Annotated in this window: 27 protein-coding genes and 1 other RNA gene; 15 read left to right on the top strand and 13 right to left on the bottom strand. The window is 52.8% G+C overall.

The genetic code is table 11. The features are described 5' to 3' along the window. Positions 1-33 precede the first annotated feature (33 nt). The 7 genes from ACTF5Z_RS02010 to ACTF5Z_RS02040 form a co-directional block, all read right to left on the bottom strand. Positions 34-1,509: an RNA polymerase factor sigma-54 gene (locus ACTF5Z_RS02010; protein ID WP_438984305.1), complete on the bottom strand. Its 1,476-nt coding sequence runs from the start codon at positions 1,507-1,509 to the stop codon at positions 34-36. 92 nt (positions 1,510-1,601) lie between these two features. Continuing rightward, positions 1,602-2,327, bottom strand: coding sequence for an LPS export ABC transporter ATP-binding protein (gene lptB / locus ACTF5Z_RS02015; RefSeq protein ID WP_438984306.1), 726 nt, complete (start codon positions 2,325-2,327; stop codon positions 1,602-1,604). Next, positions 2,327-2,827 carry a lipopolysaccharide transport periplasmic protein LptA gene (gene lptA, locus ACTF5Z_RS02020; RefSeq protein WP_423849164.1) on the bottom strand — a complete coding sequence of 167 codons (501 nt, stop codon included), beginning with the start codon at positions 2,825-2,827 and terminating at the stop codon, positions 2,327-2,329. Before lptA ends, lptB begins: the two co-directional genes overlap by 1 nt. Continuing rightward, complete coding sequence (lptC, locus tag ACTF5Z_RS02025; RefSeq protein WP_438984307.1) at positions 2,808-3,281, bottom strand: LPS export ABC transporter periplasmic protein LptC; 474 nt, start codon at positions 3,279-3,281, stop codon at positions 2,808-2,810. The genes lptA and lptC overlap by 20 nt, the downstream gene beginning before the upstream one ends. Positions 3,282-3,358: 77 nt before the next feature. Further along, complete coding sequence (locus tag ACTF5Z_RS02030; RefSeq protein WP_438984308.1) at positions 3,359-3,868, bottom strand: KdsC family phosphatase; 510 nt, start codon at positions 3,866-3,868, stop codon at positions 3,359-3,361. Continuing rightward, positions 3,865-4,839, bottom strand: coding sequence for a KpsF/GutQ family sugar-phosphate isomerase (locus ACTF5Z_RS02035; protein WP_423849167.1), 975 nt, complete (start codon positions 4,837-4,839; stop codon positions 3,865-3,867). Before ACTF5Z_RS02035 ends, ACTF5Z_RS02030 begins: the two co-directional genes overlap by 4 nt. Before the next feature lie 9 nt (positions 4,840-4,848). Continuing rightward, entirely contained in the window at positions 4,849-5,826 is a 978-nt protein-coding gene (locus tag ACTF5Z_RS02040) for a calcium/sodium antiporter (RefSeq protein WP_438984309.1), read from the bottom strand. Between the two features lie 142 nt (positions 5,827-5,968). On the opposite strand from ACTF5Z_RS02040, the gene ACTF5Z_RS02045 reads away from it, so the two are divergent. The 5 genes from ACTF5Z_RS02045 to hisD are packed head-to-tail and all read left to right on the top strand — an operon-like array spanning position 5,969 to position 10,173. Continuing rightward, complete coding sequence (locus tag ACTF5Z_RS02045) at positions 5,969-6,682, top strand: MlaC/ttg2D family ABC transporter substrate-binding protein (RefSeq protein ID WP_438984310.1); 714 nt, start codon at positions 5,969-5,971, stop codon at positions 6,680-6,682. Positions 6,683-6,686: 4 nt separating this feature from the next. After that, positions 6,687-6,920 (top strand): BolA family protein, encoded by a 234-nt coding sequence (locus ACTF5Z_RS02050; RefSeq protein ID WP_438984311.1) that lies wholly within the window; start codon positions 6,687-6,689, stop codon positions 6,918-6,920. 27 nt (positions 6,921-6,947) lie between these two features. Beyond that, positions 6,948-8,210 (top strand): UDP-N-acetylglucosamine 1-carboxyvinyltransferase, encoded by a 1,263-nt coding sequence (gene murA / locus ACTF5Z_RS02055; protein ID WP_423849171.1) that lies wholly within the window; start codon positions 6,948-6,950, stop codon positions 8,208-8,210. Positions 8,211-8,222: 12 nt separating this feature from the next. Continuing rightward, a complete protein-coding gene (hisG, locus tag ACTF5Z_RS02060; RefSeq protein ID WP_438984312.1) occupies positions 8,223-8,861 on the top strand; it encodes an ATP phosphoribosyltransferase in 639 nt (212 codons plus the stop codon). Continuing rightward, positions 8,854-10,173, top strand: coding sequence for a histidinol dehydrogenase (gene hisD, locus ACTF5Z_RS02065; RefSeq protein WP_438984313.1), 1,320 nt, complete (start codon positions 8,854-8,856; stop codon positions 10,171-10,173). Before hisG ends, hisD begins: the two co-directional genes overlap by 8 nt. On the opposite strand, the gene ACTF5Z_RS02070 is transcribed toward hisD, so the two are convergent. Further along, positions 10,164-11,264 carry a S1C family serine protease gene (locus tag ACTF5Z_RS02070; protein ID WP_438984314.1) on the bottom strand — a complete coding sequence of 367 codons (1,101 nt, stop codon included), beginning with the start codon at positions 11,262-11,264 and terminating at the stop codon, positions 10,164-10,166. The two genes, hisD and ACTF5Z_RS02070, sit on opposite strands and share 10 nt — an antisense overlap. A gap of 55 nt (positions 11,265-11,319) precedes the next feature. Between ACTF5Z_RS02070 and ACTF5Z_RS02075 the strand changes: the two genes are divergently transcribed. Beyond that, the gene (locus ACTF5Z_RS02075) at positions 11,320-12,084 is read left to right on the top strand and encodes a Nif3-like dinuclear metal center hexameric protein (RefSeq protein WP_438984315.1); all 765 of its coding nucleotides are present in this window, start codon (positions 11,320-11,322) and stop codon (positions 12,082-12,084) included. On the opposite strand, the gene ACTF5Z_RS02080 is transcribed toward ACTF5Z_RS02075, so the two are convergent. After that, on the bottom strand, positions 12,081-12,542 hold the full coding sequence (locus ACTF5Z_RS02080) for a YhcB family protein (protein WP_438984316.1): 462 nt from the start codon (positions 12,540-12,542) through the stop codon (positions 12,081-12,083). The genes ACTF5Z_RS02075 and ACTF5Z_RS02080 overlap by 4 nt on opposite strands. 131 nt (positions 12,543-12,673) lie before the next feature. Between ACTF5Z_RS02080 and zapE the strand changes: the two genes are divergently transcribed. The 7 genes from zapE to ACTF5Z_RS02115 all read left to right on the top strand — a co-directional run bounded on the left by zapE (position 12,674) and on the right by ACTF5Z_RS02115 (position 18,761). Then, the gene (zapE, locus tag ACTF5Z_RS02085; protein WP_438984317.1) at positions 12,674-13,768 is read left to right on the top strand and encodes a cell division protein ZapE; all 1,095 of its coding nucleotides are present in this window, start codon (positions 12,674-12,676) and stop codon (positions 13,766-13,768) included. Between the two features lie 200 nt (positions 13,769-13,968). Continuing rightward, positions 13,969-14,397: a 50S ribosomal protein L13 gene (rplM, locus tag ACTF5Z_RS02090; protein WP_009575656.1), complete on the top strand. Its 429-nt coding sequence runs from the start codon at positions 13,969-13,971 to the stop codon at positions 14,395-14,397. 15 nt (positions 14,398-14,412) lie between these two features. After that, positions 14,413-14,805, top strand: coding sequence for a 30S ribosomal protein S9 (rpsI, locus tag ACTF5Z_RS02095; RefSeq protein WP_423849178.1), 393 nt, complete (start codon positions 14,413-14,415; stop codon positions 14,803-14,805). A gap of 229 nt (positions 14,806-15,034) precedes the next feature. Beyond that, positions 15,035-15,631, top strand: a complete 597-nt coding sequence (gene petA, locus ACTF5Z_RS02100) for a ubiquinol-cytochrome c reductase iron-sulfur subunit (RefSeq protein ID WP_438984318.1) — start codon at positions 15,035-15,037, stop codon at positions 15,629-15,631. Further along, positions 15,631-17,670 carry a ubiquinol-cytochrome c reductase gene (locus tag ACTF5Z_RS02105; protein WP_438984319.1) on the top strand — a complete coding sequence of 680 codons (2,040 nt, stop codon included), beginning with the start codon at positions 15,631-15,633 and terminating at the stop codon, positions 17,668-17,670. The genes petA and ACTF5Z_RS02105 overlap by 1 nt, the downstream gene beginning before the upstream one ends. Positions 17,671-17,725: 55 nt before the next feature. Beyond that, the gene (locus tag ACTF5Z_RS02110) at positions 17,726-18,352 is read left to right on the top strand and encodes a glutathione S-transferase N-terminal domain-containing protein (protein WP_083814367.1); all 627 of its coding nucleotides are present in this window, start codon (positions 17,726-17,728) and stop codon (positions 18,350-18,352) included. A 19-nt stretch (positions 18,353-18,371) separates the two neighbouring features. Then, a complete protein-coding gene (locus ACTF5Z_RS02115; protein ID WP_438984320.1) occupies positions 18,372-18,761 on the top strand; it encodes a ClpXP protease specificity-enhancing factor in 390 nt (129 codons plus the stop codon). Here the strand turns inward: ACTF5Z_RS02115 and ACTF5Z_RS02120 are convergent, their stop codons facing one another. Genes ACTF5Z_RS02120 through ACTF5Z_RS02135 form a run of 4 tightly spaced genes read right to left on the bottom strand, consistent with a single transcriptional unit; the run spans position 18,762 to position 22,098 of the window. Then, positions 18,762-19,334, bottom strand: coding sequence for a BON domain-containing protein (locus ACTF5Z_RS02120; RefSeq protein ID WP_438984321.1), 573 nt, complete (start codon positions 19,332-19,334; stop codon positions 18,762-18,764). Next, a complete protein-coding gene (locus tag ACTF5Z_RS02125) occupies positions 19,331-19,936 on the bottom strand; it encodes a D-sedoheptulose-7-phosphate isomerase (RefSeq protein WP_438984322.1) in 606 nt (201 codons plus the stop codon). Before ACTF5Z_RS02125 ends, ACTF5Z_RS02120 begins: the two co-directional genes overlap by 4 nt. 20 nt (positions 19,937-19,956) lie before the next feature. Continuing rightward, positions 19,957-20,304 (bottom strand): YraN family protein, encoded by a 348-nt coding sequence (locus tag ACTF5Z_RS02130; protein ID WP_438984323.1) that lies wholly within the window; start codon positions 20,302-20,304, stop codon positions 19,957-19,959. A 27-nt stretch (positions 20,305-20,331) separates the two neighbouring features. Beyond that, positions 20,332-22,098, bottom strand: coding sequence for a penicillin-binding protein activator (locus ACTF5Z_RS02135; protein ID WP_438984324.1), 1,767 nt, complete (start codon positions 22,096-22,098; stop codon positions 20,332-20,334). Positions 22,099-22,140: 42 nt separating this feature from the next. Here ACTF5Z_RS02135 and rsmI point away from each other — a divergent pair, with 42 nt between their 5' ends. Beyond that, complete coding sequence (gene rsmI / locus ACTF5Z_RS02140) at positions 22,141-22,986, top strand: 16S rRNA (cytidine(1402)-2'-O)-methyltransferase (RefSeq protein ID WP_423853342.1); 846 nt, start codon at positions 22,141-22,143, stop codon at positions 22,984-22,986. 26 nt (positions 22,987-23,012) lie between these two features. Then, positions 23,013-23,356: RNase P RNA component class A (gene rnpB / locus ACTF5Z_RS02145), an RNA gene on the top strand. Positions 23,357-23,452 lie beyond the last annotated feature (96 nt).

Raw genomic sequence — 23,452 nt, forward strand, 5'->3', positions numbered from 1 at the left:
GCAAGAGGACCGAGCCCTCAATTTCATACTACCTCAAACAAGGCGTTTGCGCTCGTTTGACGGTGGGATGTGCAAAATATCTCTGTATTTGGCGACGGTTCTTCGAGCAACAGTAATACCTTCTGATTCTAACAGCGTAACGATTTTTGAGTCGCTCAGGGGCTTTTTGGGACTTTCCTCGGAGACCAGGCGCTTTATGATCGCTTGGATCGCGGTCGAGGAATGCTCGCTGCCATCGTCATTGCGTACGTGGCTCGAGAAAAAATACTTTAGCTCAAACACGCCGCGCGGTGTGTGCATGTACTTGTTGGTGGTTGCGCGTGAGATTGTCGATTCATGCATTTCCACCTGCTCTGCGATTTCGCTCAAGATGAGCGGGCGCATTGCAATTTCGCCTTCCTCTAGAAAGCCTCGTTGGTGTTCGACAATTTTCGTTGCCACTTTCATCAGGGTTTCATTGCGACTGAGCAGGCTCTTCAAAAACCAACGGGCTTCTTGCAAATTGTCGCGCAGGTAGTTGTTTTGGTCACTGTTGTCTGCGCGCTGAATCATGCTGGCATACGTGTCATTAATTCGCAGCTTTGGTGCAATATCGGGATTGAGCTCAACCACCCATCGGTCCTGCTTTTTGCTCACGAATACGTCGGGTATTGCGTACTCAGTCGATGCCGAATGATAGGTGTGGCCAGGATTGGGGTCGAGCGTTTGTATCAGACCGATCGCGGCTTTTAAGTCATCTTCTGTCAGGCGAGCTCGGCGCATGATTTGCTTGAAATCACCGGCGCCGAACTGGGCCATGTAACGGGTCAGGAGTAGATTCGCGGTATCACGATTCGGGGTGTCAGCCGGCAGTTGTCGAAGCTGCAGTTGCAGGCATTCCTGCAGGTCTTTCGCAAAAACCCCGGTGGGCTCAAACTGCTGTAAACCGTGCAATACGGCAACGACTTCATCGAAGTCGATATCACCTTCTTCGGCAACGACCTCGTAAATTTCTTCCAGGTCGGCCGTCAAGCGTCCGTTATCGTCCGTGTAGTCGATAATTGTGACCGCAATCATGCGATCAATGTCTGACAAGTGCGTTAAGTTTAATTGCCACAAAAGGTGTTCTTGCAGGGTCGTCTCAGCCGCACCTTGTTGGGCGTAATCGAACTCCAGATCGTCGTCATTGGTCGCTGGTGGTGGGCTCGATGAAGAGGGCAGTAGATCATCCCATTGAGTGTCTACCGGGAGTTCATCGGGAATGGATTGATCCCAATCTTCCTTACCGCTGGGCGTTTCTGCAGCCGCATCTTCAAGGTTGTCCATTGGGCCTTCACGGCTTCGAGCATCAAGTATCTGTGCATCGTCCGCGAACTCTTCTTCGAGTTCTAGCAGGGGATTGGACTCTATTGCTTGTTGAATTTCGAGCTGTAAATCGAGGGTAGAGAGCTGTAATAACTTGATGGCCTGCTGCAGCTGCGGGGTCATGGTTAACTGTTGACCGAGTTTTAGCTGTAACGACTGCTTCATGCCAAAAATCCACTGAGGTAGAAGACGAGTGTAGCCTTATGCGCACCTTAACGACAAGTGTTGGCGCGGTTTTTGCTGTGATTTATTGCTGGCTATAAAGTGAAGTGCTCACCGAGATAGATATCGCGAACGCGTTGGTTGGATAAGATGGCGTCGGCACCACCTTCGGCGATGATGTGACCTTCGCCAACGATGTACGCTGAACTGCAAAGATCTAGCGTTTCGCGCACGTTATGATCCGTGATGAGCACACCAATATTACGTTCGGCTACGCTGCGCACGATATCTTTAATGTCGTTGACTGAAATAGGGTCGACACCTGCAAAAGGCTCGTCAAGCAGAATGAATTTTGGCTCCAGCGCTAAGGCCCTAGCGATTTCGACGCGCCGGCGTTCGCCGCCCGACAGCGCTTGCCCTAGGGTATCTTGCACTGCGTGTAAACGGAATTCATCGATCAACTGGTCGCACAAGAATGCTTTGGCTTTCTGGCCCAATTCTTTGCGTGTTTCCAGTATTGCCAAAATATTGTCTCGCACGCTCAAGCGTCTGAATACCGATGCTTCTTGGGGTAAGTAGCCGAGGCCCACCTGCGCGCGCTGGTGTAGCGCGAGTTTGGTAAGGTCGTGATCATCGATGCTGATAGAGCCCGCATCGGCAGGTACAATGCCGACAATCATGTAAAAGCAGGTTGTCTTTCCGGCCCCGTTAGGACCCAAAAGGCCTACGATTTCGCCGCTGTTCACCTGCAGAGAAACATCCTTGACGACGCTTCGTCCTTTATACGCTTTGGCCAGATGTTGCGCTCTTAATAGGGCCATTAGGGTGTGCTACCTGAGGGTGGAATGACAACTTCAACGCGGCTCTTGGGTTGGTTGGCATCTTGACCCGCTTGGACGCGCTTTTCGTCTATAAAATATTCGATAAGAGGCCCGCTAATGACGGATTCGCCGCGCTGAATGCGAGCATCTTGTTCGAGAATGACCTTGCGCGCGTCCTGCTCGTAGCGAATTGTCTGAGCCTTCGCGTCAATAGCAGGCTCTGCGCCTGCCATAGGCTGCACAAACGTCGCCGGTGAGCCTGTCGCGATGATTTTGATTTCTTCCGGGTTTGCTTGATCAATTTCGAGGGAGCTGGCAGTGATCGTAATGGTGCCCTGCACGAGAACGACGTTGCCCAAATAGCGTGTAATGCCCTCGAGCTCAGATCGTGTCGCTTCGTCGGCGCTGATACGAATGGGATCCTGTGCTGATTGCGCTAAACCCCATGGGCTGAGCACGATGAGCAGGAGACCCAGGAAGTTACGGTTCGAGCGGAGCATAAACAGAAGTCACCTTGTGCATAAAGTGGAAGGACTGTTGTTTTAGGTCAGCAGTCAGGCCCTCTGATTGGGTTGTGGCGCCATGGTGAGCCAGTGTAACAAGTGCGTCGGTGGACGCAATGTCTTTTACCAAGTCGAGTCGGAGTCGATCGGTGGTCAGTTGAATGTCGTTCGAGTCGTGATTGAGAACAACCTGGCCCTGCAATTCAACGGTTTGATTATCTTCGTAAACGGTGCCTTGCATGGCACTCGCTGACCAGCTCTCACTGATCGTTAATGTTCTGGATATGCTGGCTTTGGTGAGTTCTCCTCGCGCGACCCCCGTGAAGTAGCGAATTTCTTCTGCTCCGACACTGTCTTTGGCCTGTCCGTTCGTGTCAAAGCGCACGGTCTCGCTGTTTTTGAGATAGGTTTGCAGCACATCGCGCGGGCGTTCTGACGGGGCATCACGCATGTCAATGTCGTCGTAGAATTGCCAAGCTATTGCGGCGGCGACGCAGAGAGCAATGGTTTGTATGCGCTTGCTAGCCACTAGGCTTGTTGCTCTACAAGTTGGTCCCACAAGCCGACAGATTTAAGCCAAGTCTCGGCTAAATCACGCACTGCGCCAGCGCCGCCAGCTTTGGTGCTACACCAATCAGCGACGGCCTTTACATCTTCGGATCCGTCGGCCACGGTTGCGCCGAGACCTGCGGCGATAATCGCTTTGCGGTCGGGTAAGTCATCCCCCATGTAAGCAACGTGCTCTGTGCTTAATTCAAGTTGTGCGCAGAGTTCATGCAGTGCAGAGAGTTTATCTTCCCGGCCTTGAATAATATGTTCAATGCCCAGTTCTTGCGCGCGACGGGCGACGATACTGGAGGTGCGGCCGGTAATAATGGCAACGGTAATGCCCGCTTGTTGCAAGAGTTTAATGCCCAGGCCATCGCGGATATTGAAGGTTTTGAGCTCTTCACCGTTGTTGCCGTAATATAAGCGACCATCACTTAGCACGCCATCAACATCAAGCGCCAAGGCTTGTAGGTCCTTGAAAGGGGTCATGCGATACCCTCGCGCAGTAAATCCATCAAATGAATGACGCCTCGTACGGAGTTGCCCTCGGCGACAACCAGCGCTGAGATCTTGTTTTGTTCCATGATGTTCAGAGCCTCAGCGGCAAGATGATTGGCACCAATAGTTTTAGCGCCCGTGGTCATGACTTCTCGTATGAGAGTCGATGTCACATCCAGCCCCTTGTCGAGGGTGCGGCGCAAGTCGCCATCGGTGAAAAGTCCTAGCAGAACGTCGTCTTGATCGATTACCGTGGTCATGCCCAAACCTTTTTGGCTGATTTCTAGCAGCGCATCAATGAGCTTGGTGGCGGAGTTTACTCTAGGTATCGCGCTGCCTTCACGCATCACATCGGCAACTTTAAGCAAAAGCTTGCGGCCAAGCTTGCCGCCGGGATGTGAGAATGCAAAATCCTCGGCCGTGAAGCCCCGTGCTTCAAGCAGGGCAATGGCGAGCGCGTCGCCCATCACCAAGGCCGTCGTGGTGCTGGAGGTTGGTGCCAAATCGAGTGGGCAAGCCTCGGTTTCTACACCCGTGTCTAGGTGTGCGTCAGACGCCAGAGCAAGCGCTGAGTCTGGGTTGCCGGTCATAGCGATTAGAGGTACCCCAAGACGTTTGAGTAAGGGTAATAGCGTCAGTATTTCGACGGCAGTGCCGCTGTTGGATAAGGCAACGACAACGTCCTGCGCTGTGATCATGCCCATGTCCCCGTGGCTTGCTTCGCCTGGGTGCACGAAATGCGCGGGCGTGCCAGTGCTTGCCAGGGTCGCCGCAATCTTGCGCGCAATGTGGCCAGATTTTCCCATGCCTGTGACAATAATTCGGCCTGTGCTGGCCAGCATTAGCTCGCAGGCTTTGGGAAATTGTTGGTCCAGTTTTTGAGCGAGGTTGGCAACCGCCTCGGCTTCCATCTGAAATGTTCGCTTGGCGGCCGTGAGGGCTGCCGTCGGGTCTAAAGTCATTATAAGCGCTTAACCTATCGTCAAAGTAATTAGAGTGTAGTAGCAAAGACAACACATTAGCAAAAACGCTCCCCATTTGCGGCCTAAACTGGCGGGGGTGCCGTGTGACTTGACCCGTCGGTACGCGAGAATCATGGCGACACCCAGTAACAGCGTCAGCGCTGTCATGATTGGGTAGTCGCGGCTCAGGACGCTGCTGTCTAGCGCAAGCGGTGCGATTAAGCCGGGTATGGGAAGCACCGCCAGCAAATTAAATAAGTTAGAACCCAGTACATTGCCCAAGGCAATCTCTGCATGTCCCTTACGCGCGCTGACAATCGACGCGGCCAACTCGGGTAGGCTAGTGCCGATAGCAATAATTGTCAGTCCGATAATCAATTCTGATATGCCTAATGTGTGCGCAACATTGACCGCACCCCACACGAGCAGACGCGAGCTGGCTATTAACAGCAGTGCACCTCCAGCAAATCGAAGCCAGGGGTAGGAGGCGCCGAGTTCTGCTATGTGTTCCTCTTCGGCCTGCTCTTGCAGAACGTGGTCGCGGCTTTCGTCACGAATCATTTTGGCGAGAATGGCGACCAGGCAAGCAAGCAAGATAACGCCGTCCAAACGGTTGAGGACGCCATCGCTCAGCAACAGCGCGCCTAGCAAGGTGACGCCCACCAATATGGGTACTTCGTTTTTTAAGTAGCTGTCTCGCAGTAGCAGAGGTGCTGCGAGCAAGGTTGCGCCAAGGACGAGGCCAATATTTGCGATGTTCGATCCCAGTGCGTTACCAACGGCTAGATTGCCAGCGCCGTCGAGCGCAGCGATAACAGAAACCACGATTTCAGGTGCAGAGGTGCCAATCGAGACGATGGTCATGCCGATAATAATCTGAGAAACACCCATCTTTTTTGCGATAGATGCAGCGCCTTCGACAAATTGATCGGAACTCCAGATAAGAATTAGGAATCCAATCAATATGGCGGCAATGTTTACTAGCATAGAGAAATCGCCTGTAAGTAGCTGTTATAATGCCCGCAGCACACCCAACATCGGGTATACTCGCGCACCGTTGGCGCGCATTATACAGCCAACATCAACCAAGCGAAGCCCTACCGTGTATTTGGGAGGAAAAGGAGTAAAAATGATTGCTCGAATGAGTGTTTTGTTGTTCGCCGCGGGCGTATTGATCGCAAGCCTAGGTGTACCCGCTCAAGCGCAAGAAGCGAAGAGTGAGGCGCCGTCGATTAGTGCTTACGACACTGTTTTTAACACCACCGAACGCGTGATGGATGTATTGGCCACGGCCGACGATTCTACCGAGGAAGGATTGACCTCGTACATCGGTGCTTTGCGAGGCGTGATGGACGATGTCGTTGATTACCGTGGGTTTTCGCGTGCGGTAATGGGGAATTTTGCCTCTAAGCGTTACTACATGTCTTTGTCTGATGAGGGGCGAGCTACTTTGCGAGACCAGCTTGAGGCCTTTACCGAAGTCATGAGTCAAAATTTAGTCGAGACCTACGCAAAAGGTCTTATCGCGTTTGCCCAAGCTGAGATCGAGGTGGTCAAACCTGAGGGCGCGGAGTCGGCAAGCATCGAGTCGGTCTATCAAAAGATAAAGCGTGCCAACGATGAGCCTTACTCGGTTGAGTATAAAATGCGACAGTCCAAAGATGGGAACTGGCAGTTAGTGAACGTGATCATCGAGGACGTGAATTTGGGTGATATCTACCGCTCGCAATTTGACAGTGCGGCCAAAAAATACGCGCGCTCTTTGAAGTGTGAGTCGAACGACTCAGCCTGTTTTGAGCAGGTGGTTCAAAGTGTTATCGACAACTGGGGTAAAGAGGGGTAGCTCTGTGGATGCACAGACTTTAGAAGATATTGTGGCGGCGGGTCTGCCAGAGTGCGATGTAACGGTTACGGAACAGGGCGGCCATTACACCATTCATGCGGTGGGTGCCCAGTTTGAAGGTTTGCGAGCGGTTAAGCGTCAACAGTTGGTCTACTCGGTAGTTGCTGACTTAATTGCTGCCGGAACTATTCACGCGGTTAACATTCGTGCCAAAACGCCAGCCGAGGCTGAAGCGTGATCGTGCGCAAGCGAAGCGGGGTATGCATTGGATAAACTACTGATCCGTGGTGGCAAGCCGCTGCACGGTGAGCTCAAGGTCTCGGGTGCAAAAAATGCCGCGCTCCCTATTCTCGCGGCAACGCTCTTGTCTAGCGAATCCGTTGTGGTGCGCAATTTGCCGCATCTGCACGATGTCACAACCATGCTGGAATTGCTGGGTTGCCTTGGTGTTGAGGTCATTATCGATGAACGCTTAGGCGTAGAGGTAGATGCCAATACCATTACGAATTATCAAGCGGATTATGACTTGGTGAAAACCATGCGGGCCTCGATTTTGGTATTGGGGCCTTTGGTTGCACGTTTCGGTGAGGCGCACGTGTCTTTTCCAGGCGGCTGCGCCATCGGCAGTCGCCCCGTTGACCTGCATTTAAAAGGTCTTGAGGCGATGGGCGCAATGATAGAGGTCGATGGTGGCTACATTCATGCGCGCACGCAAGGGCGTTTGAAAGGCGCACACATCGTCATGGAAACCGTGACCGTCGGTGGTACCGAGAATTTAATGATGGCCGCGGCGCTCGCAGAGGGCCGAACCGTGCTGGATAACGCGGCGCGCGAGCCGGAAGTGGTAGATTTAGCCAACTTCTTGAACGCCATGGGAGCAAAAATTACTGGGCATGGTTCTGATCGAGTGGTGATCGAGGGCGTCGAGCGGCTGGGTCATTGTGAATATTCTGTTATGCCCGACCGCATCGAGAGCGGGACCTATCTGGTGGCTGCAGCGGCAACCGGAGGCTCGATCACGCTACGGGGTGCCGAACCTGATTCTATGGACGTTATTTTGCAAAAACTCGCCGATGCAGGTGCAGACATTCAGGTAGATGGTGATGTCATCAAGCTGGATATGGCAGGGCGTCGCCCGAAGCCCGTGAGTTTAAAAACGGCGCCTTATCCAGGTTTTCCAACGGATATGCAGGCTCAGTTCACGGCAATGAATGCGGTGGCAGACGGTGTGTCGACGGTGGTGGAAACCGTGTTTGAAAACCGCCTTATTCAAACCCACGAAATGAATCGTATGGGTGCGAAAATTAAAATTGAGGGGAACACTGCGGTCATCGAAGGGCAGCCACAGCTGGCCGGCGCGCCGGTCATGGCCAGTGACCTTCGGGCCTCGGCGAGTTTAGTCATTGCTGGCTTGGTGGCACAGGGCGAGACTTTGGTTGATCGCATCTATCACATTGATCGTGGTTACGAGTGTATTGAAGAGCGCTTGCAATCGTTAGGCGCTGATATTCGTCGTCTACACAGTTAACAAGGAAGTATCATGCTGACTATCGCGCTCACCAAGGGCCGAATCCTGAAAGAGACGCTGCCTCTGTTGGCGCACGCAGGCATTGAGCCGCTGGAAGATGTGCACAGTAGCCGCAAATTAATTTTCCCGACGACTATGGCTGAAGTTTCTCTGGTGATTATTCGCGGAACTGACGTGCCGACCTACGTTCGCTATGGCGCGGCGCAAGTAGGCGTGGTCGGCAAGGATGTCCTGCTTGAGCACGGCGCGGAAGGCGTTTACGAGCCTCTGGATCTGGGTATCGCTAAATGCCGATTAATGACTGCCTCCGCTCTTGACGCCAAACCTGCGAGTGGAAAGCTGCGAGTGGCCACTAAGTTCGTGAATGTGGCGCGGAATTTTTACGCTGAGCGCGGAGTGCAGGTTGAATTGATAAAGTTGTATGGTGCGATGGAATTGGCGCCCCTAATGAATTTGGCCGACGAGATTGTGGATATCGTCGATACCGGCAATACCTTGCGCGCTAACGGGATGGCGCCGAAGGAGACCATTGCCGATATCAGTTCGCGTCTGATCGTAAACAAAGCGGCTATGCGCTCGCACCATGCGCAAGTGAGTGGCTTGATCGACCGCCTGAAAGAGGCGCTTCCCAGCGAGGTATGCCGTGACTAGAATTCGACAACTTGCAACGACAGACGCCGATTTTGATGCGCGGCTCGCGGCGATCTGTGATGCTCAAGGCGCCTTGAATCAGAGTGTCATTGAGGCAACGGATGCCATTATTGGCAAAGTGCGCTCCGCGGGGGATGCCGCAGTCGTAGAGTTAACTCGGAAATTTGATGCTCGCGAGATCGAGTCTATCGAGGATTTGCGGGTTTCCATTGATGAGCTACAAGCGGCGGTTGCTCGACTACCTGAGGGGGGCTACGAGCAGCTGTCTCTGGCTGCCCAGCGCATCGAGTGGTTTCATCAGCATCAAAAGCAAGACAGTTGGCGTGTTACCGATGCCCTGGGTAACACCCTAGGTCAGCGCGTATCGCCGCTGGACTCTGTCGGTGTGTATGTGCCAGGTGGAAAGGCCTCGTACCCCTCGTCGGTGTTAATGAACACCATTCCGGCAAAAGTGGCCGGTGTTGAGCGTATAGTGATGGTGTCGCCGTCGCCGAGAGGTGAAATCAACGATTGGGTCCTTGCAGCTGCCTATTTGGCGGGTGTCGACGAGGTCATCACGATAGGTGGTGCACAAGCTGTTGCCGCGTTGGCGTATGGCACCGAGAGTATTAAAGCGGTCGATAAGATAGTGGGTCCTGGCAATGCCTACGTTGCTGCGGCTAAGCGAGCAGTCTACGGGCAAGTGGGTATCGATATGATCGCAGGTCCATCGGAGGTGTTGATCATTACTGACGGCAGCGTTGATCCAGACTGGATCGCCATGGATATGTTTGCCCAGTGTGAACACGACGAAATGGCCCAGGCGCTGGTGTTGTGTCCCGATACTCAGTTTTTGGAGCAAGTGCAGGACAGTATTGCTCGCCTACTGCCAACCATGGAGCGTCATGCAATTATTGCTGCCGCACTGGAGGGGCGCAGTGCGCTGATTGCGACGACGGATTTGGCAGATGCGGCCGCTGTGAGCAACCGTCTAGCACCTGAGCATCTGGAGCTCGCGGTAGCGGATCCCGAGGCCTTGCTGCAAAAAATCAAGCATGCTGGCGCTGTCTTTTTAGGCGCCTATGCGACGGAATCACTGGGTGACTACTGTGCGGGGCCGAATCACGTGCTGCCGACATCCGGCACTGCACGCTTCAGTTCGCCCCTTGGCGTATACGACTTTGAGAAGCGCTCATCGATTATCAAAGTCGCGGCCGACGCTGGTCAGCGCTTAGGTGAGTGTACCTCCGTGCTCGCGCGCGCCGAGGGTCTGACGGCGCATGCACAGAGTGCAGAAATGCGCTTTAAGGCAGACAAGCCCGCTCAGCTTTGAGGTGCTTGCTGGAGCGAGCCAAGCACCACGTTCAGATTTTGTGTGTTGTCACTCTCGTCCACCAGCGTCACGCTGATGATGTCCCCCGGTCGCAATAACGCGATGCGGTGCATTGCAATGCGTCCATCGGTCACCGGCTCGTCGTTAATGGCGGTAATAATATCGCCCGGCTTTATTCCGGCCCGATCGGCGGGGCCATTCGCGACTGTCTGGGTTACCAGCAAGGCGCCGACGGTAGGTTGACTTGTGTCGGGGATGAAGGGTTGTACGCTAACACCCATCCAGCCGCGAATAACTTGGCCGTAGTCAATGAGGTCCTGCGCGACAAACGTCGCAAGATTAATCGGGACGGCGAGACTAATCCCAATGCCCGCACTGGCATTAGCGGTATTGCCGCCAGTGTAAATCAGGGAATTGATGCCCAACAGCTCACCCTTGGTATTGATTAGCGCCCCGCCCGAGTTGCCCATGTGAATCGTGGCGTCGGTTTGGATGTAATCTTCATAATAAGCCCCACCTTGGAATCCATAGCGCCCCAAGGCAGAAATGATGCCTTGCGTCACTGAGCTACCAAAGCCCAGCGGGTTGCCAATGGCGAGGACCACATCGCCCACACGGGCTGCGTTTGAGTCGCCAATGATGGCGGGGCTTAAATGATCTAGGTCTATCTTGAGCACGGCGAGGTCGGTAGCTGGGTCAGCTCCCAGTATTTCGGCGCGCGCGTTGCGATTGTCATTGAGTAAAACTTGTATGGCGTCCGCGCCGGCAATGACGTGACGATTCGTTAAGATAATACCGTCTTCTGATAGTATGACGCCCGATCCGAGCGAGCGCTCGACGCGCTGTTGGTTGGAGCCGCGGTTAAGTTGATTGAAGCGGTTGTTTCTCTGACTGGGCGACTCATTCACGACCTTGGCGGTGTAAATGTTTACTACAGAGGGTGTCGCCGTTGCGACGGCTGTGGCGTAGCTGGTCATCCGCTCGGCGGGTTGCGGACTGTTGGAGCGCCAACCGGTATACTCTAGCACCAGCAGTGCAATCGCAAGCCCAGCTATTGATGGCCACAGCCATTGTGACAAAATGCGTTGCATAGTTTTTTACCCAATGTAATGCGCTCAGTATACGCAATCTGATTGGAGAGTTCATATGTCTATCGAACGAGCTGCCCTGGTGGCCGCTTTGGATGAATTGTTAAGCGCGAAATCGATACCTGATTATTGTCCTAACGGTTTGCAGGTAGAGGGGCGGTCGAACATCCAGCGTGTCGCCACAGCCGTCACAGCGTGCCAAGCTGCCATTGATGAGGCAATTGCTTGGCAGGCGGATGCCTTGCTGGTGCACCATGGGTACTTTTGGAAAGGTGAATTTGAGCCTGTCGTGGGTATGAAACGGCAGCGTTTGGCAACCTTGTTAGCGGCCGACCTGAATATGCTGGCTTACCACTTGCCCTTGGATTACCACTTTGAGCTGGGAAATAATACGACTCTAGGTCACTGCCTTCAGGAATATTTGCCGCCGTTTACATTGCACCCCGGCAGTGCTGATCATCCGGTATGGCAGGGGGTGTTTGAGCAGCCATGTGATGCTCAGGTATTGCGCCGGGGGATTGAGCTCGCCCTGGGCCGCTCCTGTGTTTGGGTGGCGGCTGACGACTCCTTGGTGAAGCGTTTTGGGTGGTGCACGGGTGGCGCGCAGGGTTTTATTGATCAAGCTGCGGTGCTTGGCTTGGACGCTTATATTAGCGGTGAGATTTCAGAGAAAACAACACACTCAGCGCGCGAGCAAAAAATCCATTACTTTGCAGCAGGGCATCACGCAACCGAACGCGGGGGTGTGCAGGCCCTAGGTGCATGGCTTGAGCGTGAATTTGGGTTGGAGCATCGGTTTATCGATATTCCAAACCCAGCTTAATGTCGCTGCTCCTTGAACGCTGGCGTCTCCAAACCGTAGCGCTCGTTCAGCATGCCGGGTTCATCGGGTGAAGATTTTGGTGCATAGTCCAGCGGGGCCCGTGTTTGGTTGGGGTCAATCTCACGGTTCTGATCGGCCTCGATGGCCTGCACTAGGGTTTGTGGCAACTGGTTTTGGTCGCACAAGGTCGCTGCGCCTTCAGAAAGGTGTTCGTAGACTTTTCGGTAGTCTTGCGTCAATTGGCCCACCAGCTCTGCGGTTTGTGCGAAGTGTGTGTGGACGCTGTGTTGATACTGCTCGTGTTTGTGTTTGAGTGCGCTTATAGTTTCTTCAAGCTCTTGCTCGCGCGAGTCATTGGTCGCGACGCCGCGTTGTCCGAGTAGCCAGCCGCCTAAAAATGCGACTGCTGCGATTAATAGGCCGGCAATGAGCAGTGTTACAGATGTCAGTTCGATCACGTCAAAATCCTCTTCTTGAGGCTAGTATAGCCTGAAACTGGCGGTAGCTGTACGATTTATCCTGTGCATTACTTGCGACTTTTGATCTAGACCGCTAGAGTTCAGCGCGAAATTGAAGAGGTGAATCCACGATGAGCGAGGCGGGCACAAGTCCATTAGCGCGATATCAGCAGCAGCTGGCATCGGGCCTGCTCATGCCTGATCAAGCTCAAGCTGAGGCGGCCGCTCTGCTCGATGATTTGTACCATCGGGTGTTGGCGAGAGCGCAGCGTAAACGCTCGATTTTCAGCTGGAAGCGCAAGCGCGAGCCCGAGGTGGGTCTCTATTTTTGGGGTGGCGTCGGGCGTGGAAAAACACATTTGCTAGATCTTTTCACTGAGGCATTGCCGAAAGACTTGGTTCTGCGAGTGCATTTCCACCGTTTCATGTATCGAGTGCACAGCGATTTGCGTCGCTTGCAGGGCGCGAAGAACCCTTTGTTGGCAGTCGCCGATGGTATCGCAGCGCAAGCAAATGTGCTTTGTTTTGACGAATTTTTCGTCACGGATATTGGTGATGCGATGATTCTAGGGGGCTTGATGGAGGCCCTGTTTGAACGAGGTATTACCTTGGTGGCTACTTCAAATATTGTACCTGAAAATTTGTACAAGGATGGTTTGCAGCGTCAGCGGTTTTTGCCCGCAATTGCCATGTTACAACGCTATACGCAGGTCTTTAATCTGGACTCGGGGGTCGACTATAGGCTCCGTACGCTACAGGCCTTGCCCTTGTATCACACGCCGCATAACGAAGTAGCCGCCGAGGCCTTACGGACTATGTTTCAATCTTTAGTGCCTCAGGCTGAGATTAAAAATTGTTTTATCGAGGTCAACAATAGGCAGTTACAGGTGAAGGCGGTGGCGGATGATGTCGTCTGGTTTGATTTTGTTGCGCTTTGCGATGGTCCGAGGTCGCAAAACGACTACATTGAGCTATCGCGGGTTTACCACACTGTTCTGCTACAGCAAGTCCCCGTGTTCAGTGGGTCGAACGATGATCAGGCGCGGCGATTTATTAATTTAGTGGACGAATTTTATGATCGGGGTGTGAAGCTCATTCTCAGTGCCCAGGCGCCTTTGCTCGAACTGTATCGAGGGTCACGATTAAGTTTCGAGTTCGACCGAACGTATTCTCGCTTGCAGGAAATGCAGTCGGAGGAATACTTGGCCAGCGCTCATAAGGCGTAGCAAGCTATGATTTTACGCCGATATCGCGATGCTGGCTGCCGGGAGGTTTTGTTGGAATACGGCCATTGTGCAGTGAATAAATGCCAGTCCTCTGGTGTTTTTCACGAAGCGCGAAAATGGTGAAAATACTGCTTGAAAAGCCTGGGTCGATTGAGTAGTATTCGCGCTCTTTAAATTTAGCCCTACAAGGCCAAGTCAACATGAAAACTTACAGTGCAAAAAGTGGCGAAGTGAACCAGGAATGGTTCGTTGTAGACGCCACCGATAAAACGCTTGGACGTTTGGCGAGCGAAATTGCTCACCGTTTGCGTGGCAAGCACAAGCCAGAATATACCCCTCATACCGACACGGGCGACTACATTGTGGTTGTGAATTGCGAGAAGGTGAAGGTGACTGGCGCCAAGACAACCGATAAGATGTATCACCACCACACGGGTTACCCCGGTGGTCTGAAGTCTTACTCGTTTGAGAAATTGATTGAACGTGCGCCAGAGCGTGTTTTGCAACGTGCCGTTAAAGGTATGTTGCCTCGCAATCCTTTGGGTCGAGCCATGTTCAAAAAGCTGAAAGTGTACGCGGGTAATGATCACCCTCATGCGGCACAGCAGCCTGAAACTTTAGAAATTTAAGGAAGCGTGACGATTATGGCAGCAGCTCAGTATTACGGCACGGGCCGACGTAAAACCTCTACGGCGCGCGTATTTTTAACCCAAGGCGAGGGTGCGATCACCGTCAATGACCGCCCGATCGATGTGTACTTCGGCCGCGAAGTTGCGCGTATGATTGTACGTCAGCCTTTGGAGTTGGTTGAAATGGCAGATCGTTTCAACGTGAATGTGACCGTTGTCGGCGGTGGAAGTTTTGGCCAAGCGGGAGCTATCCGTCACGGTATTACCCGTGCGCTGATGGAGTACGACGAGACTCTGCGTGGCGCACTACGTAAAGCCGGTTACGTGACTCGTGATGCACGTGAAGTTGAACGTAAAAAAGTCGGTCTGCGCAAAGCACGCAAGCGCCCTCAGTTCAGCAAGCGTTAAGATTTTTTGCCTTTTGGAAGAAGCCCGTGGCGCAACCCACGGGCTTTTTTGCGTTTCTAACTAACACCTTGTTTTGGATCACATTTATCCTTAAAAAAAGTGCGTCAAATCGTGATTCGGCTTGTATCTCGCGGGCAAACTCTTTACCATTCCATTCATTTTTGGGCAGGCGATTTCGCGCGCGATTGGGGCGGGTGAATTGCCTTAATCAGCCGGGGTGGAGTACAACATGTCTGATGAAACTGTAAACACAGGTCGGCGTCGTTTTCTGACCACTGCAACCAGCGTCGTAGGCGTTGCGGGTGCGGTCGGTATTGCGACTCCGTTTTTGGGTTCTTGGCAGCCGTCTGCGAAAGCAAAAGCGGCAGGCGCGCCGGTCAAGGCGGATATTTCCAAGCTCGAGCCGGGCCAGATGATCGTTGTTGAGTGGCGCGGGAAGCCAGTGTATGTGGTGAACCGAACTCAAGAGATGCTGGATAATTTACCTAAGCTAAACGACGACCTTAAGGATCCGGATTCAGCAATTTCACAGCAGCCGACCTACATCTCGGGCATAGATCGTGCCTTGCGTCCAGAATTGCTCGTGGTGGAAGGCTTGTGTACGCACCTAGGTTGTGCTCCAAAGTATCGCCCAGAAGTTGGCGCTGCCGATCTGGGTGGAGATGCGTGGCTGGGAGGGTTTTTCTGCCCTTGTCACGGTTCAAAGTTTGATATGTCGGGACGCGTATATGCAGGCGTTCCCGCTTCCACTAACTTGGTGGTACCTCCTTACTCTTTTGAATCCGATCGGGTTCTTGTTATTGGCATCGATGCGGAGGCGGCGTAATGATTAAGGCTTTAGTAGGTTTGCGCGATTGGGTCGATGCTCGACTCCCCATTATGCGCGCGTGGAATACGCACATGGGCAAATACTACGCGCCCAAGAACTTTAACTTTTGGTACTTCTTTGGCTTTTTGTCACTAGTAGTGCTTGTCAACCAGTTACTCACGGGTATTTGGCTGACGATGAGCTATACGCCCAGTGCTGAGGGTGCCTTTGCTTCCGTTGAATACATCATGCGTGATGTCGAGTTTGGCTGGTTAATTCGCTACATGCATTCAACCGGTGCCTCTGCGTTCTTCGTGGTTGTGTATCTGCACATGTTCCGCGCGTTATTGTACGGATCGTATCAAAAACCACGAGAGCTGATCTGGATCTTTGGCATGCTTATCTTTGTGGTGTTAATGGCCGAAGCGTTCGTGGGATATGTGTTGCCTTGGGGGCAAATGTCCTACTGGGGAGCGCAGGTTATTATTTCGCTGTTCGGTGCGATCCCAGTTGTCGGTGAAGACCTAGTGACCTGGATCCGCGGTGACTTCTTGATCTCCGGCATTACCTTGAACCGCTTTTTTGCTCTGCATGTGGTTGCTTTGCCCATCGTATTGTTAGCACTAGTGGTATTGCACTTGTTAGCTTTGCACGAAGTGGGTTCAAACAACCCTGACGGCGTGGATATTAAGAAGTACAAAGACGAAAACGGTGTACCCCTAGACGGGATCGCGTTCCATCCGTATTACTCGGTGCACGATCTACAGGGACTGGGCGTTTTCTTATTCATCTTCTGCGGCGTGATCTTCTTTATGCCAGAGATGGGCGGATTTTTCCTGGAGTACGCCAACTTCGAAGAAGCTAACGCTCTGAAAACCCCTGCGCACATCGCGCCAGTATGGTACTTCACGCCATTCTATTCGGTGTTGCGTGCAGTCCCAGACAAGTTCTGGGGTTTCGTGGCTTTTGCGGCGTCTGTTGCTATTCCGTTCTTGTTGCCATGGTTAGACCGTTCGCCCGTGAGAAGCTGGCGTTACAAAGGCAATATCACCAAAGTGATGCTGACCTTGTTTGTGGCGTCGTTCCTGATTTTAGGTGTGTTGGGTGTGAAAGCGCCAACACCCGAGCGTACGCTCTTGGCTCAGATTTGCTCGGTATTCTACTTCTTCTTTTTCCTAGCGATGCCGATTTGGTCTTCCATGGATAAAACCAAACCGGTGCCCGAGCGAGTGACGATGGACGGCGGGCTGGGCGCGATGGGCGTATTGGGCGCGATAGCCCTAATCGGCGCGCTGACGATCTTGCCGCTGAAAGCGGTGGGCGCGGAGTCCGAGTTCGCGTGCGGTAGTATCCCTTGTGACGAGATCACCGTTGACCATAGCGATAAGGCGTCGTTGCAAAGTGGGGCTCAAATGTTCATGAACTATTGCTTCGGTTGTCACTCATTGCAGTACCAGCGCTACAACCGCGTTGCAGCCGACTTGGGGATTCCTGAAGATCTGTTCGAGGCCAACCTGAAGTTTGACACGGATGTCAAAATGGGTGCCTTAATGAACAACGCCATGGATAAGCAGCTCGCGAAGCAATGGTTTGGTGCGACGCCTCCTGATTTGACGTTGATTTCGCGCGCGCGCCAGCCTGAGTGGTTATACACGTACCTGCGTACCTTTTATGCAGACCCTTCGCGTCCTTACGGCGTGAATAACAAAGTATTCAAAGACGTCGGCATGCCGCATGTCTTGATGGATTTGCAGGGCATGCCAGAGTGTGCGATGGGCCCTGGTCACGCCGCGAACGGCGGTGTGAAACGCGATCCGCTGACAGGCGAAGATATTTTAGATGTGCCGTGTGGTCGTTTAGAGGTCAAGCAAGCTGGAGCGATGACGACAGCCGAATTCGATGCGGCTATTTATGACTTAGTTAACTTCCTGTCTTACAGCGCTGATCCAGTGGCTGAAAAACGCCATCGCATTGGTTTATTCACTTTGATGTTTATCGTTTTATTCTTCGTGTTGGCGTGGTTGCTTAACCGCGAATACTGGAAAGACGTTCATTAAATAATTTTGGGGTAGATGCTCTCGCTCTGCCCCTTCTTCCTACTGAGGGTAACACATGGGTATCGTTACAAAGCGGTCTTCAATGACTTTTTTCTCTGATAGTACTTGCCACTACAGCCATCGCGTGCGGATTGTTTTGGCTGAGAAGGGGGTTACTGTTGATTTGGTTGAAGTCGATGCGCAGAACCCTCCGGCAGAGCTTGCGGATTTGAACCCGTACAATTCATTGCCCACCTTGGTGGACCGTGAGTTGGTGCTCTATGAATCGAAAGTCATGATGGAATACCTGGACGAGCGTTTTCCTCATCCTCCTCTGCTACCCGTTTATCCGGTAGCGCGTGCTGAAAGCCGCCTGTACATGCACCGTATTGAGCGTGATTGGTGCTCGCTGGTGGACAAAATCGAGAATGGTTCAGAGCCAGCGAAGGCGAAAGCGGCCAAAGAACTGGGCGATAGCTTTACTGGGATTGCGCCTATCTTCGCAGAAAAACCCTTTTTCATGAGCGATGAATTTACCTTGGTGGACTGCTGCTTGGCCCCCATCTTGTGGCGTTTGCCGTCGTACGGCATCGATCTGAAAATGACGCGACAAACCAAGCCCTTGTTCACTTACATGGATTCATTGTTTGATCGAGAAGCGTTCCAAGAGTCCTTATCGCCTCAAGAGCGCGAGATGCGCTAAACCAATGAGCCGCAACACCATGACGTCAAGCAAGCCCTACTTTGTTAGGGCTTTGTACGATTGGATTGTCGATAATAATTGTACGCCCTATTTATTAGTCGATGCGACGCGTGCCGGTGTTGTTGTGCCGCAGGATTACGTTAAGGATGGTAGTATTGTCCTGAATATCGCTCCAGGAGCGGTAGTTGACTTTAACATGCTTGATGACGCGGTGTGTTTTAACGCACGTTTTTCAGGTCAGCCCATGGACGTGTGGGTGCCGATGAGTTCGGTATTAGGTATCTATGCGAAAGAAAACGGCCAAGGGATGATGTTTGATCCAGAGCCACCTGCGCCCAGTCCAAGTAGCGGCGGGGCAGACTCCTTGGTTGAGAAGCCTAAAAAGCCTGCCCTAAAAGTTGTTAAATAATCAATCGAGCCATTCAAAAACACTTACGACGCGCTGTACGCCACCAATGTCCGATACCGCGTTAATGGCACGCTCACCCTCGACGCGATAAGCAAGCCCCATGAGATACACAATGCCGTTTTCGACGACGACATCGATGCGGTTACCTTGAATATCCTCGCGGGCAAGTAAGACAGTCTTTACCTTGGTAGCGAGTAGGGCGTCGCTCGATCGCGTTAATAGCGACGATGGTGAGGCGAGCTCAAGTTCGTTGTAGATGCGACGAACCTTCGGAATTTGTTTGACCACGTCAGATGCTTTTTGCTTCAGGACCTCGGTGGGCACTTGGCCGGTAATCAATACATAGCCATTGTAGACATCGACGTCGATTTTTGCTTTTTTGAACGCTTCGTCCGCTGCGTTGATATTGACAATGGCTTTTGTTTCGATCGAGCTGTCTTCTATCGACTGCCCCACGGTTCTGGTCGTTGGGTCTTCTTTGATCGGCTCGGAACCCATGCTGGCGAGCATAGAGCCACAGCCGCTGAGACATAAAAGTGAAGACAGTGATATCGCCTTAAGTACTTTGTTCACAAATTTCCGTCCATGTTGTTAAAGAATAAAGTGTGTTCGATCAGCTCGATCAGCCTGTGGATACACATGATCTGAAGCTCAAATACTGTGCTTGCCCGATCGCCCTGAATGGCGATGCTGGCATCGTTTCCGCTGACCAGACTGCTTAAATCGCCAAGCTCATGATTGCACAAAAGCACGACCGTCATGTCTATTTCATGCGCTGTTTGGATTGCTCTAAGTAGCGCTGTGTGCGACTGCTGGCTGGCGATGCAGATCAAGGTATCTTCTGGGCGGCCTAGGGCCTTAATTTGGCGCGAGAACAAGTCGTTGGCGCCGCTTGCGCCGATGACGCCGGTTGTCGTGCTGCTTCCCTGCGCGAGGTTGATCGCTGGTAGGGCCGGGCGTTCGAGCTCAAATCGGCTGATCAAGTAGGTTGTCAGTAGTTGTGCTGCAGCTGCGTCAGGACCTAAGCCGCAAAGAATAAGCTTCCCATCTCGCAAGAGGGTGTCGGCCATCAGGCTACCTGTCGCCTCTATGGCAGGCGCTAGCGAGTCTACCTGCTCAGCCACGCTCTGCAGCGTGTTGGCGAAATGATTAGCGATAAGGTCGTATTCGGTCATGGTCCTATTGTCACTTGCTTTTATTCTTCGGTAAAGGCGCTTTTTATCCAAAGAGGTGAGTCGCATGTATCGTCAAAGGCCACGACGTCGAATCGGCAGTAGTTGTTCCGGTATATCGGGTTTTCTTTTAGGAAGCCCAGTGCGGTTTTGACAATGCGTGATCGTTTTTTCGCTGAGATCGAGGCCGCTGCTGAATAAAATCGCGACCTGCTGCGCTGGCGTACTTCGATGAATACTAGAGTTCGACGATCGAGCATGATTAAGTCGATTTCACCGTAGCTGCCCCTAAAGTTTCGCTCAATGAGTTCGAGTCCCACTTGGCACAAAAACCTCTCGGCGGCTAGCTCGTACATGAGTCCTTGGTTCATCTGGGTGCATCCAAAAGGACCAGACTGCTACAGGGCTTTGCGTTCGTCTCTATCGTATTGGAGCACTTTCCATTGTCGCTGCACAAAACCCTGCTCATCGATCCATAGCAGGCCGGTTTCGCCGCGATAGAGCGATCTTAGTGGCGACTCAGGGTCCGGCAGCTGGCTCAAGTCGTAGGCGTCGATACCCAATGCGGTCAAACGTGCCAATGCGGCGGAAGCAGGTGTTTCATTGGGAATAGGGGGCAAGCTTGCGATATCTACCGTTACGACCTTATCGAGGTCTTTGTGGTCGATTTTATGTGGCAGATCGTTAGCCGCTGATACGGTGTAGACGGGTAAGTCTTCGGCAAAGTGGAATGCGAGTAAGGGTACGATAGATCTCGCTTCTTCGGGTGTGCTCGCTAACATGATGACCGCATCAATGTCCTCACGCCGTCTGGCCTGTAGGTGCATCGACAGGCCTGACAGCCTACCCAGAGTTCTGCGACGCGCTGCGCTGTCGGCCACGCCTAGAGCGACACGAAGACTGCTCTCGTAGTCTTCTTGGCCACGATACGTCGCAGTTGCGATCTCGGTTCCCCCGAGAGCGTCCCATTGGTTGCGAAGCGCTAGCAGGGTCCGTGCTCCCCAGTCGGTCTGGGGTCGTATGATCAGAACTCGACGTGCGCCCGAGGCGAAGACCGTGTTCGCAAGGTAAGTCGCCTCAGCCTCGGGGCTGAGCGCGAACTGGTAAAAGTGTTGTGCATCGATCTTGCTATCGCTTTGTTCAGGCGTGTTAAGTGAAACAATGCGAGCGTCAGTTAACGCGCTCAGTGACTGCCAGGCCTGCACGCGATTTTTCTCGAGCGGGCCGATCATGCCCGTGTATTGGCCCGTCTGAAGTTGCTGGAAAATTGCCTGGTCATCATTGGCGTGAGTATCGACAACGTGAAGCTCGCTCGTGCTTTGCTTGCTTAAGTGGCTAAAAATAATGCCGTCAAGAATCGCCTCGCCTGCGACCTGTAAACGACCGGAAAGAGGTAGTGCCACCAAAAGCTTATTATTGGCCGGAATGTCACTATCAGCAGTGCAAAGGGTTTCGAGTGTGTTGCCAGGAATACTGACGCTGTTCCATGCTTCACACAGGCCAGCACCAAAGTCTCTGCGTTTGAGTGCGTTAGCGTTGACAACACTTCTTAGGAGGGTTTGCTCTTGCTTTCCTAAGAGTCGGTTGATTTCGGCTAACTGCTTCGTGTCCAAGTAGCTCAGTGCTTGCGCGATAGCCATCAGTCGATTTACTTGCGTCTCGTTCTGGCTAGTGTCTAGAAGTAGGTTCACGCCATAGCGCACGATATTTGCGTGATCTTGGTGTAGGACAGCCAGTCGATAAATGCTTTGGTCGATATCTGTGCTTGTTACGCCCAGGATCTTGAGGTCTTTACCGCTTAAACTTTGATAGCGCTCTAGGGCTTGAGTATAGCTGCCAAACTGACTGTCGAGCTGCGCTTGTAGGAAGGTGCCGCGCAACTGTTCCTCATTATTCAGCGCGTGATACTGAATAGATTGAACAAGACTCAATGCGCGGTAGGGTTGGCCTGAAGCTAGGGCAAGTTCTGCCTGAATCAGCGCTTCACGCATGGCGACAAGTTCGGGTTCGCTGGGCGGGGGTAATACTTCTGCCTCATCTTGCCTAGGAGCGACGATTTGCTCTTGTGGCTTCACGCTGGGTTTGCTGGGTGTTTGGCCGCAGCTGGCAAGCAGTGCGCTCAAGCCAATTAGAGTCAGTGATGTGAGCAGTGCATTGTGCTTCATGGTATCGTTAGCGCTTGGCTCGCCCTATTTAAGGAGCATACGTTGGAATCGGGTTTGTATATTGTAGCAACACCTATTGGACATTTGGATGATATCACGCTTCGCGCCTTGCGCATCCTGAAGGATGTGGAATTACTGGCTGCCGAAGATACGCGTCACACGCGTAAGTTGCTGCAATATCACGGCATAGAACGCTCAGTGACAACTTACCATGAGCATTCCTCAACGGATGCGATGATTGAGAAGATACGATCGATCTGCGATAGCGGCGGTGCTTGCGCTTTGGTGAGTGACGCCGGGACCCCACTAATTTCAGACCCGGGTTATCAGCTTGTCCGCGCCGCGCAAGACGCGGGCATTCGAGTCGTGCCTATTCCCGGTCCCAGTGCAACCATCGCGGCTGTTTCGGCCGCGGGCTTGCCGTCAGATCGCTTCTTGTTTGTTGGTTTTGGGCCTGCCAAAGACAGCGCGAGACGCACTTGGTTGGCGAGTTTCGCGTTTGAGGCGGCGACGTTGATTTTTTACGAAGCGCCTCACCGAATTGTGTCGATGTTGGCGGATGCCGTGGCGGTTTATGGTGCGGAACGCGAGGCTTGTATTTGCCGAGAGCTGACAAAAACTTTTGAGACGATTCGGCGCGGAACCCTGGGTGAATTGGTCGAGTTCGTGGCTCAAGACAGTAATCAGCAGCGGGGAGAGTTTGTTGTGCTGGTGCGCGGTAGCGACCAGGCGGAAGCCGACTTTGGCGAGCAAGAGCAAGAGCTGTTGGGTCAGATTGCTGAGTACGCGCCCCCCAAAGTAGCTGCAGCGATGGTGGCCGACTACCTCGGGTTAAAGAAAAAGCCTTTGTACGAGTGGTTGTTAGACAACAAGAATTCGGTTGCTTGAAACGCCTACACGGGGTAACCTCGCGGCGAGTCGGTCAGGCGATCGCTGGAAGCTACTGCTTCTGGAGGAAAGTCCGGGCTCCATAGGGTAGAGTGCCAGGTAACGCCTGGGGGGCGCGAGCCTACGGAAAGTGCAGCAGAAAGGAAACCGCCAACCTCGGTTGGTAAGGGTGAAAAGGTGCGGTAAGAGCGCACCGCAAATCTGGTAACAGATTTGGCGATGGTAAACCCCACTCGGAGCAAGACCAAATAGGAACTCATTAGCCGTGACCCGCGGTGAGTTCGGGTAGGTCGCTACAGGCTGATGGCGACATCAGTCGCAGAGGAATGATCGTCCACGACAGAACCCGGCTTATCGACCGACTCTTTTTTATACTTTTTAGTATTAAAAGAACAAATCTTTATTCTTTTTTTTGATTTTCCTTAAAGTAGAATATAACTACATGGCCTTAGGGTTGTGTTAATCC

Source organism: Aequoribacter sp., assembly GCF_965659035.1.
In the GTDB taxonomy this organism is placed as follows: Bacteria; Pseudomonadota; Gammaproteobacteria; order Pseudomonadales; family Halieaceae; genus Aequoribacter.

Excerpts from the sequence above, each read along its gene's own strand:
- ACTF5Z_RS02010 (WP_438984305.1), bottom strand. The coding sequence starts at position 1,509 with ATGAAGCAGTCGTTACAGCTAAAACTCGGTCAACAGTTAACCATGACC.
- lptB (WP_438984306.1), bottom strand. The coding sequence starts at position 2,327 with ATGGCCCTATTAAGAGCGCAACATCTGGCCAAAGCGTATAAAGGACGA.
- lptA (WP_423849164.1), bottom strand. The coding sequence starts at position 2,827 with ATGCTCCGCTCGAACCGTAACTTCCTGGGTCTCCTGCTCATCGTGCTC.
- lptC (WP_438984307.1), bottom strand. The coding sequence starts at position 3,281 with ATGCGTGATGCCCCGTCAGAACGCCCGCGCGATGTGCTGCAAACCTAT.
- ACTF5Z_RS02030 (WP_438984308.1), bottom strand. The coding sequence starts at position 3,868 with ATGACCCCTTTCAAGGACCTACAAGCCTTGGCGCTTGATGTTGATGGC.
- ACTF5Z_RS02035 (WP_423849167.1), bottom strand. The coding sequence starts at position 4,839 with ATGACTTTAGACCCGACGGCAGCCCTCACGGCCGCCAAGCGAACATTT.
- ACTF5Z_RS02040 (WP_438984309.1), bottom strand. The coding sequence starts at position 5,826 with ATGCTAGTAAACATTGCCGCCATATTGATTGGATTCCTAATTCTTATC.
- ACTF5Z_RS02045 (WP_438984310.1), top strand. The coding sequence starts at position 5,969 with ATGATTGCTCGAATGAGTGTTTTGTTGTTCGCCGCGGGCGTATTGATC.
- hisG (WP_438984312.1), top strand. The coding sequence starts at position 8,223 with ATGCTGACTATCGCGCTCACCAAGGGCCGAATCCTGAAAGAGACGCTG.
- ACTF5Z_RS02070 (WP_438984314.1), bottom strand. The coding sequence starts at position 11,264 with ATGCAACGCATTTTGTCACAATGGCTGTGGCCATCAATAGCTGGGCTT.
- ACTF5Z_RS02075 (WP_438984315.1), top strand. The coding sequence starts at position 11,320 with ATGTCTATCGAACGAGCTGCCCTGGTGGCCGCTTTGGATGAATTGTTA.
- zapE (WP_438984317.1), top strand. The coding sequence starts at position 12,674 with ATGAGCGAGGCGGGCACAAGTCCATTAGCGCGATATCAGCAGCAGCTG.
- rplM (WP_009575656.1), top strand. The coding sequence starts at position 13,969 with ATGAAAACTTACAGTGCAAAAAGTGGCGAAGTGAACCAGGAATGGTTC.
- rpsI (WP_423849178.1), top strand. The coding sequence starts at position 14,413 with ATGGCAGCAGCTCAGTATTACGGCACGGGCCGACGTAAAACCTCTACG.
- petA (WP_438984318.1), top strand. The coding sequence starts at position 15,035 with ATGTCTGATGAAACTGTAAACACAGGTCGGCGTCGTTTTCTGACCACT.
- ACTF5Z_RS02105 (WP_438984319.1), top strand. The coding sequence starts at position 15,631 with ATGATTAAGGCTTTAGTAGGTTTGCGCGATTGGGTCGATGCTCGACTC.
- ACTF5Z_RS02110 (WP_083814367.1), top strand. The coding sequence starts at position 17,726 with ATGGGTATCGTTACAAAGCGGTCTTCAATGACTTTTTTCTCTGATAGT.
- ACTF5Z_RS02115 (WP_438984320.1), top strand. The coding sequence starts at position 18,372 with ATGACGTCAAGCAAGCCCTACTTTGTTAGGGCTTTGTACGATTGGATT.
- ACTF5Z_RS02125 (WP_438984322.1), bottom strand. The coding sequence starts at position 19,936 with ATGACCGAATACGACCTTATCGCTAATCATTTCGCCAACACGCTGCAG.
- ACTF5Z_RS02130 (WP_438984323.1), bottom strand. The coding sequence starts at position 20,304 with ATGAACCAAGGACTCATGTACGAGCTAGCCGCCGAGAGGTTTTTGTGC.
- ACTF5Z_RS02135 (WP_438984324.1), bottom strand. The coding sequence starts at position 22,098 with ATGAAGCACAATGCACTGCTCACATCACTGACTCTAATTGGCTTGAGC.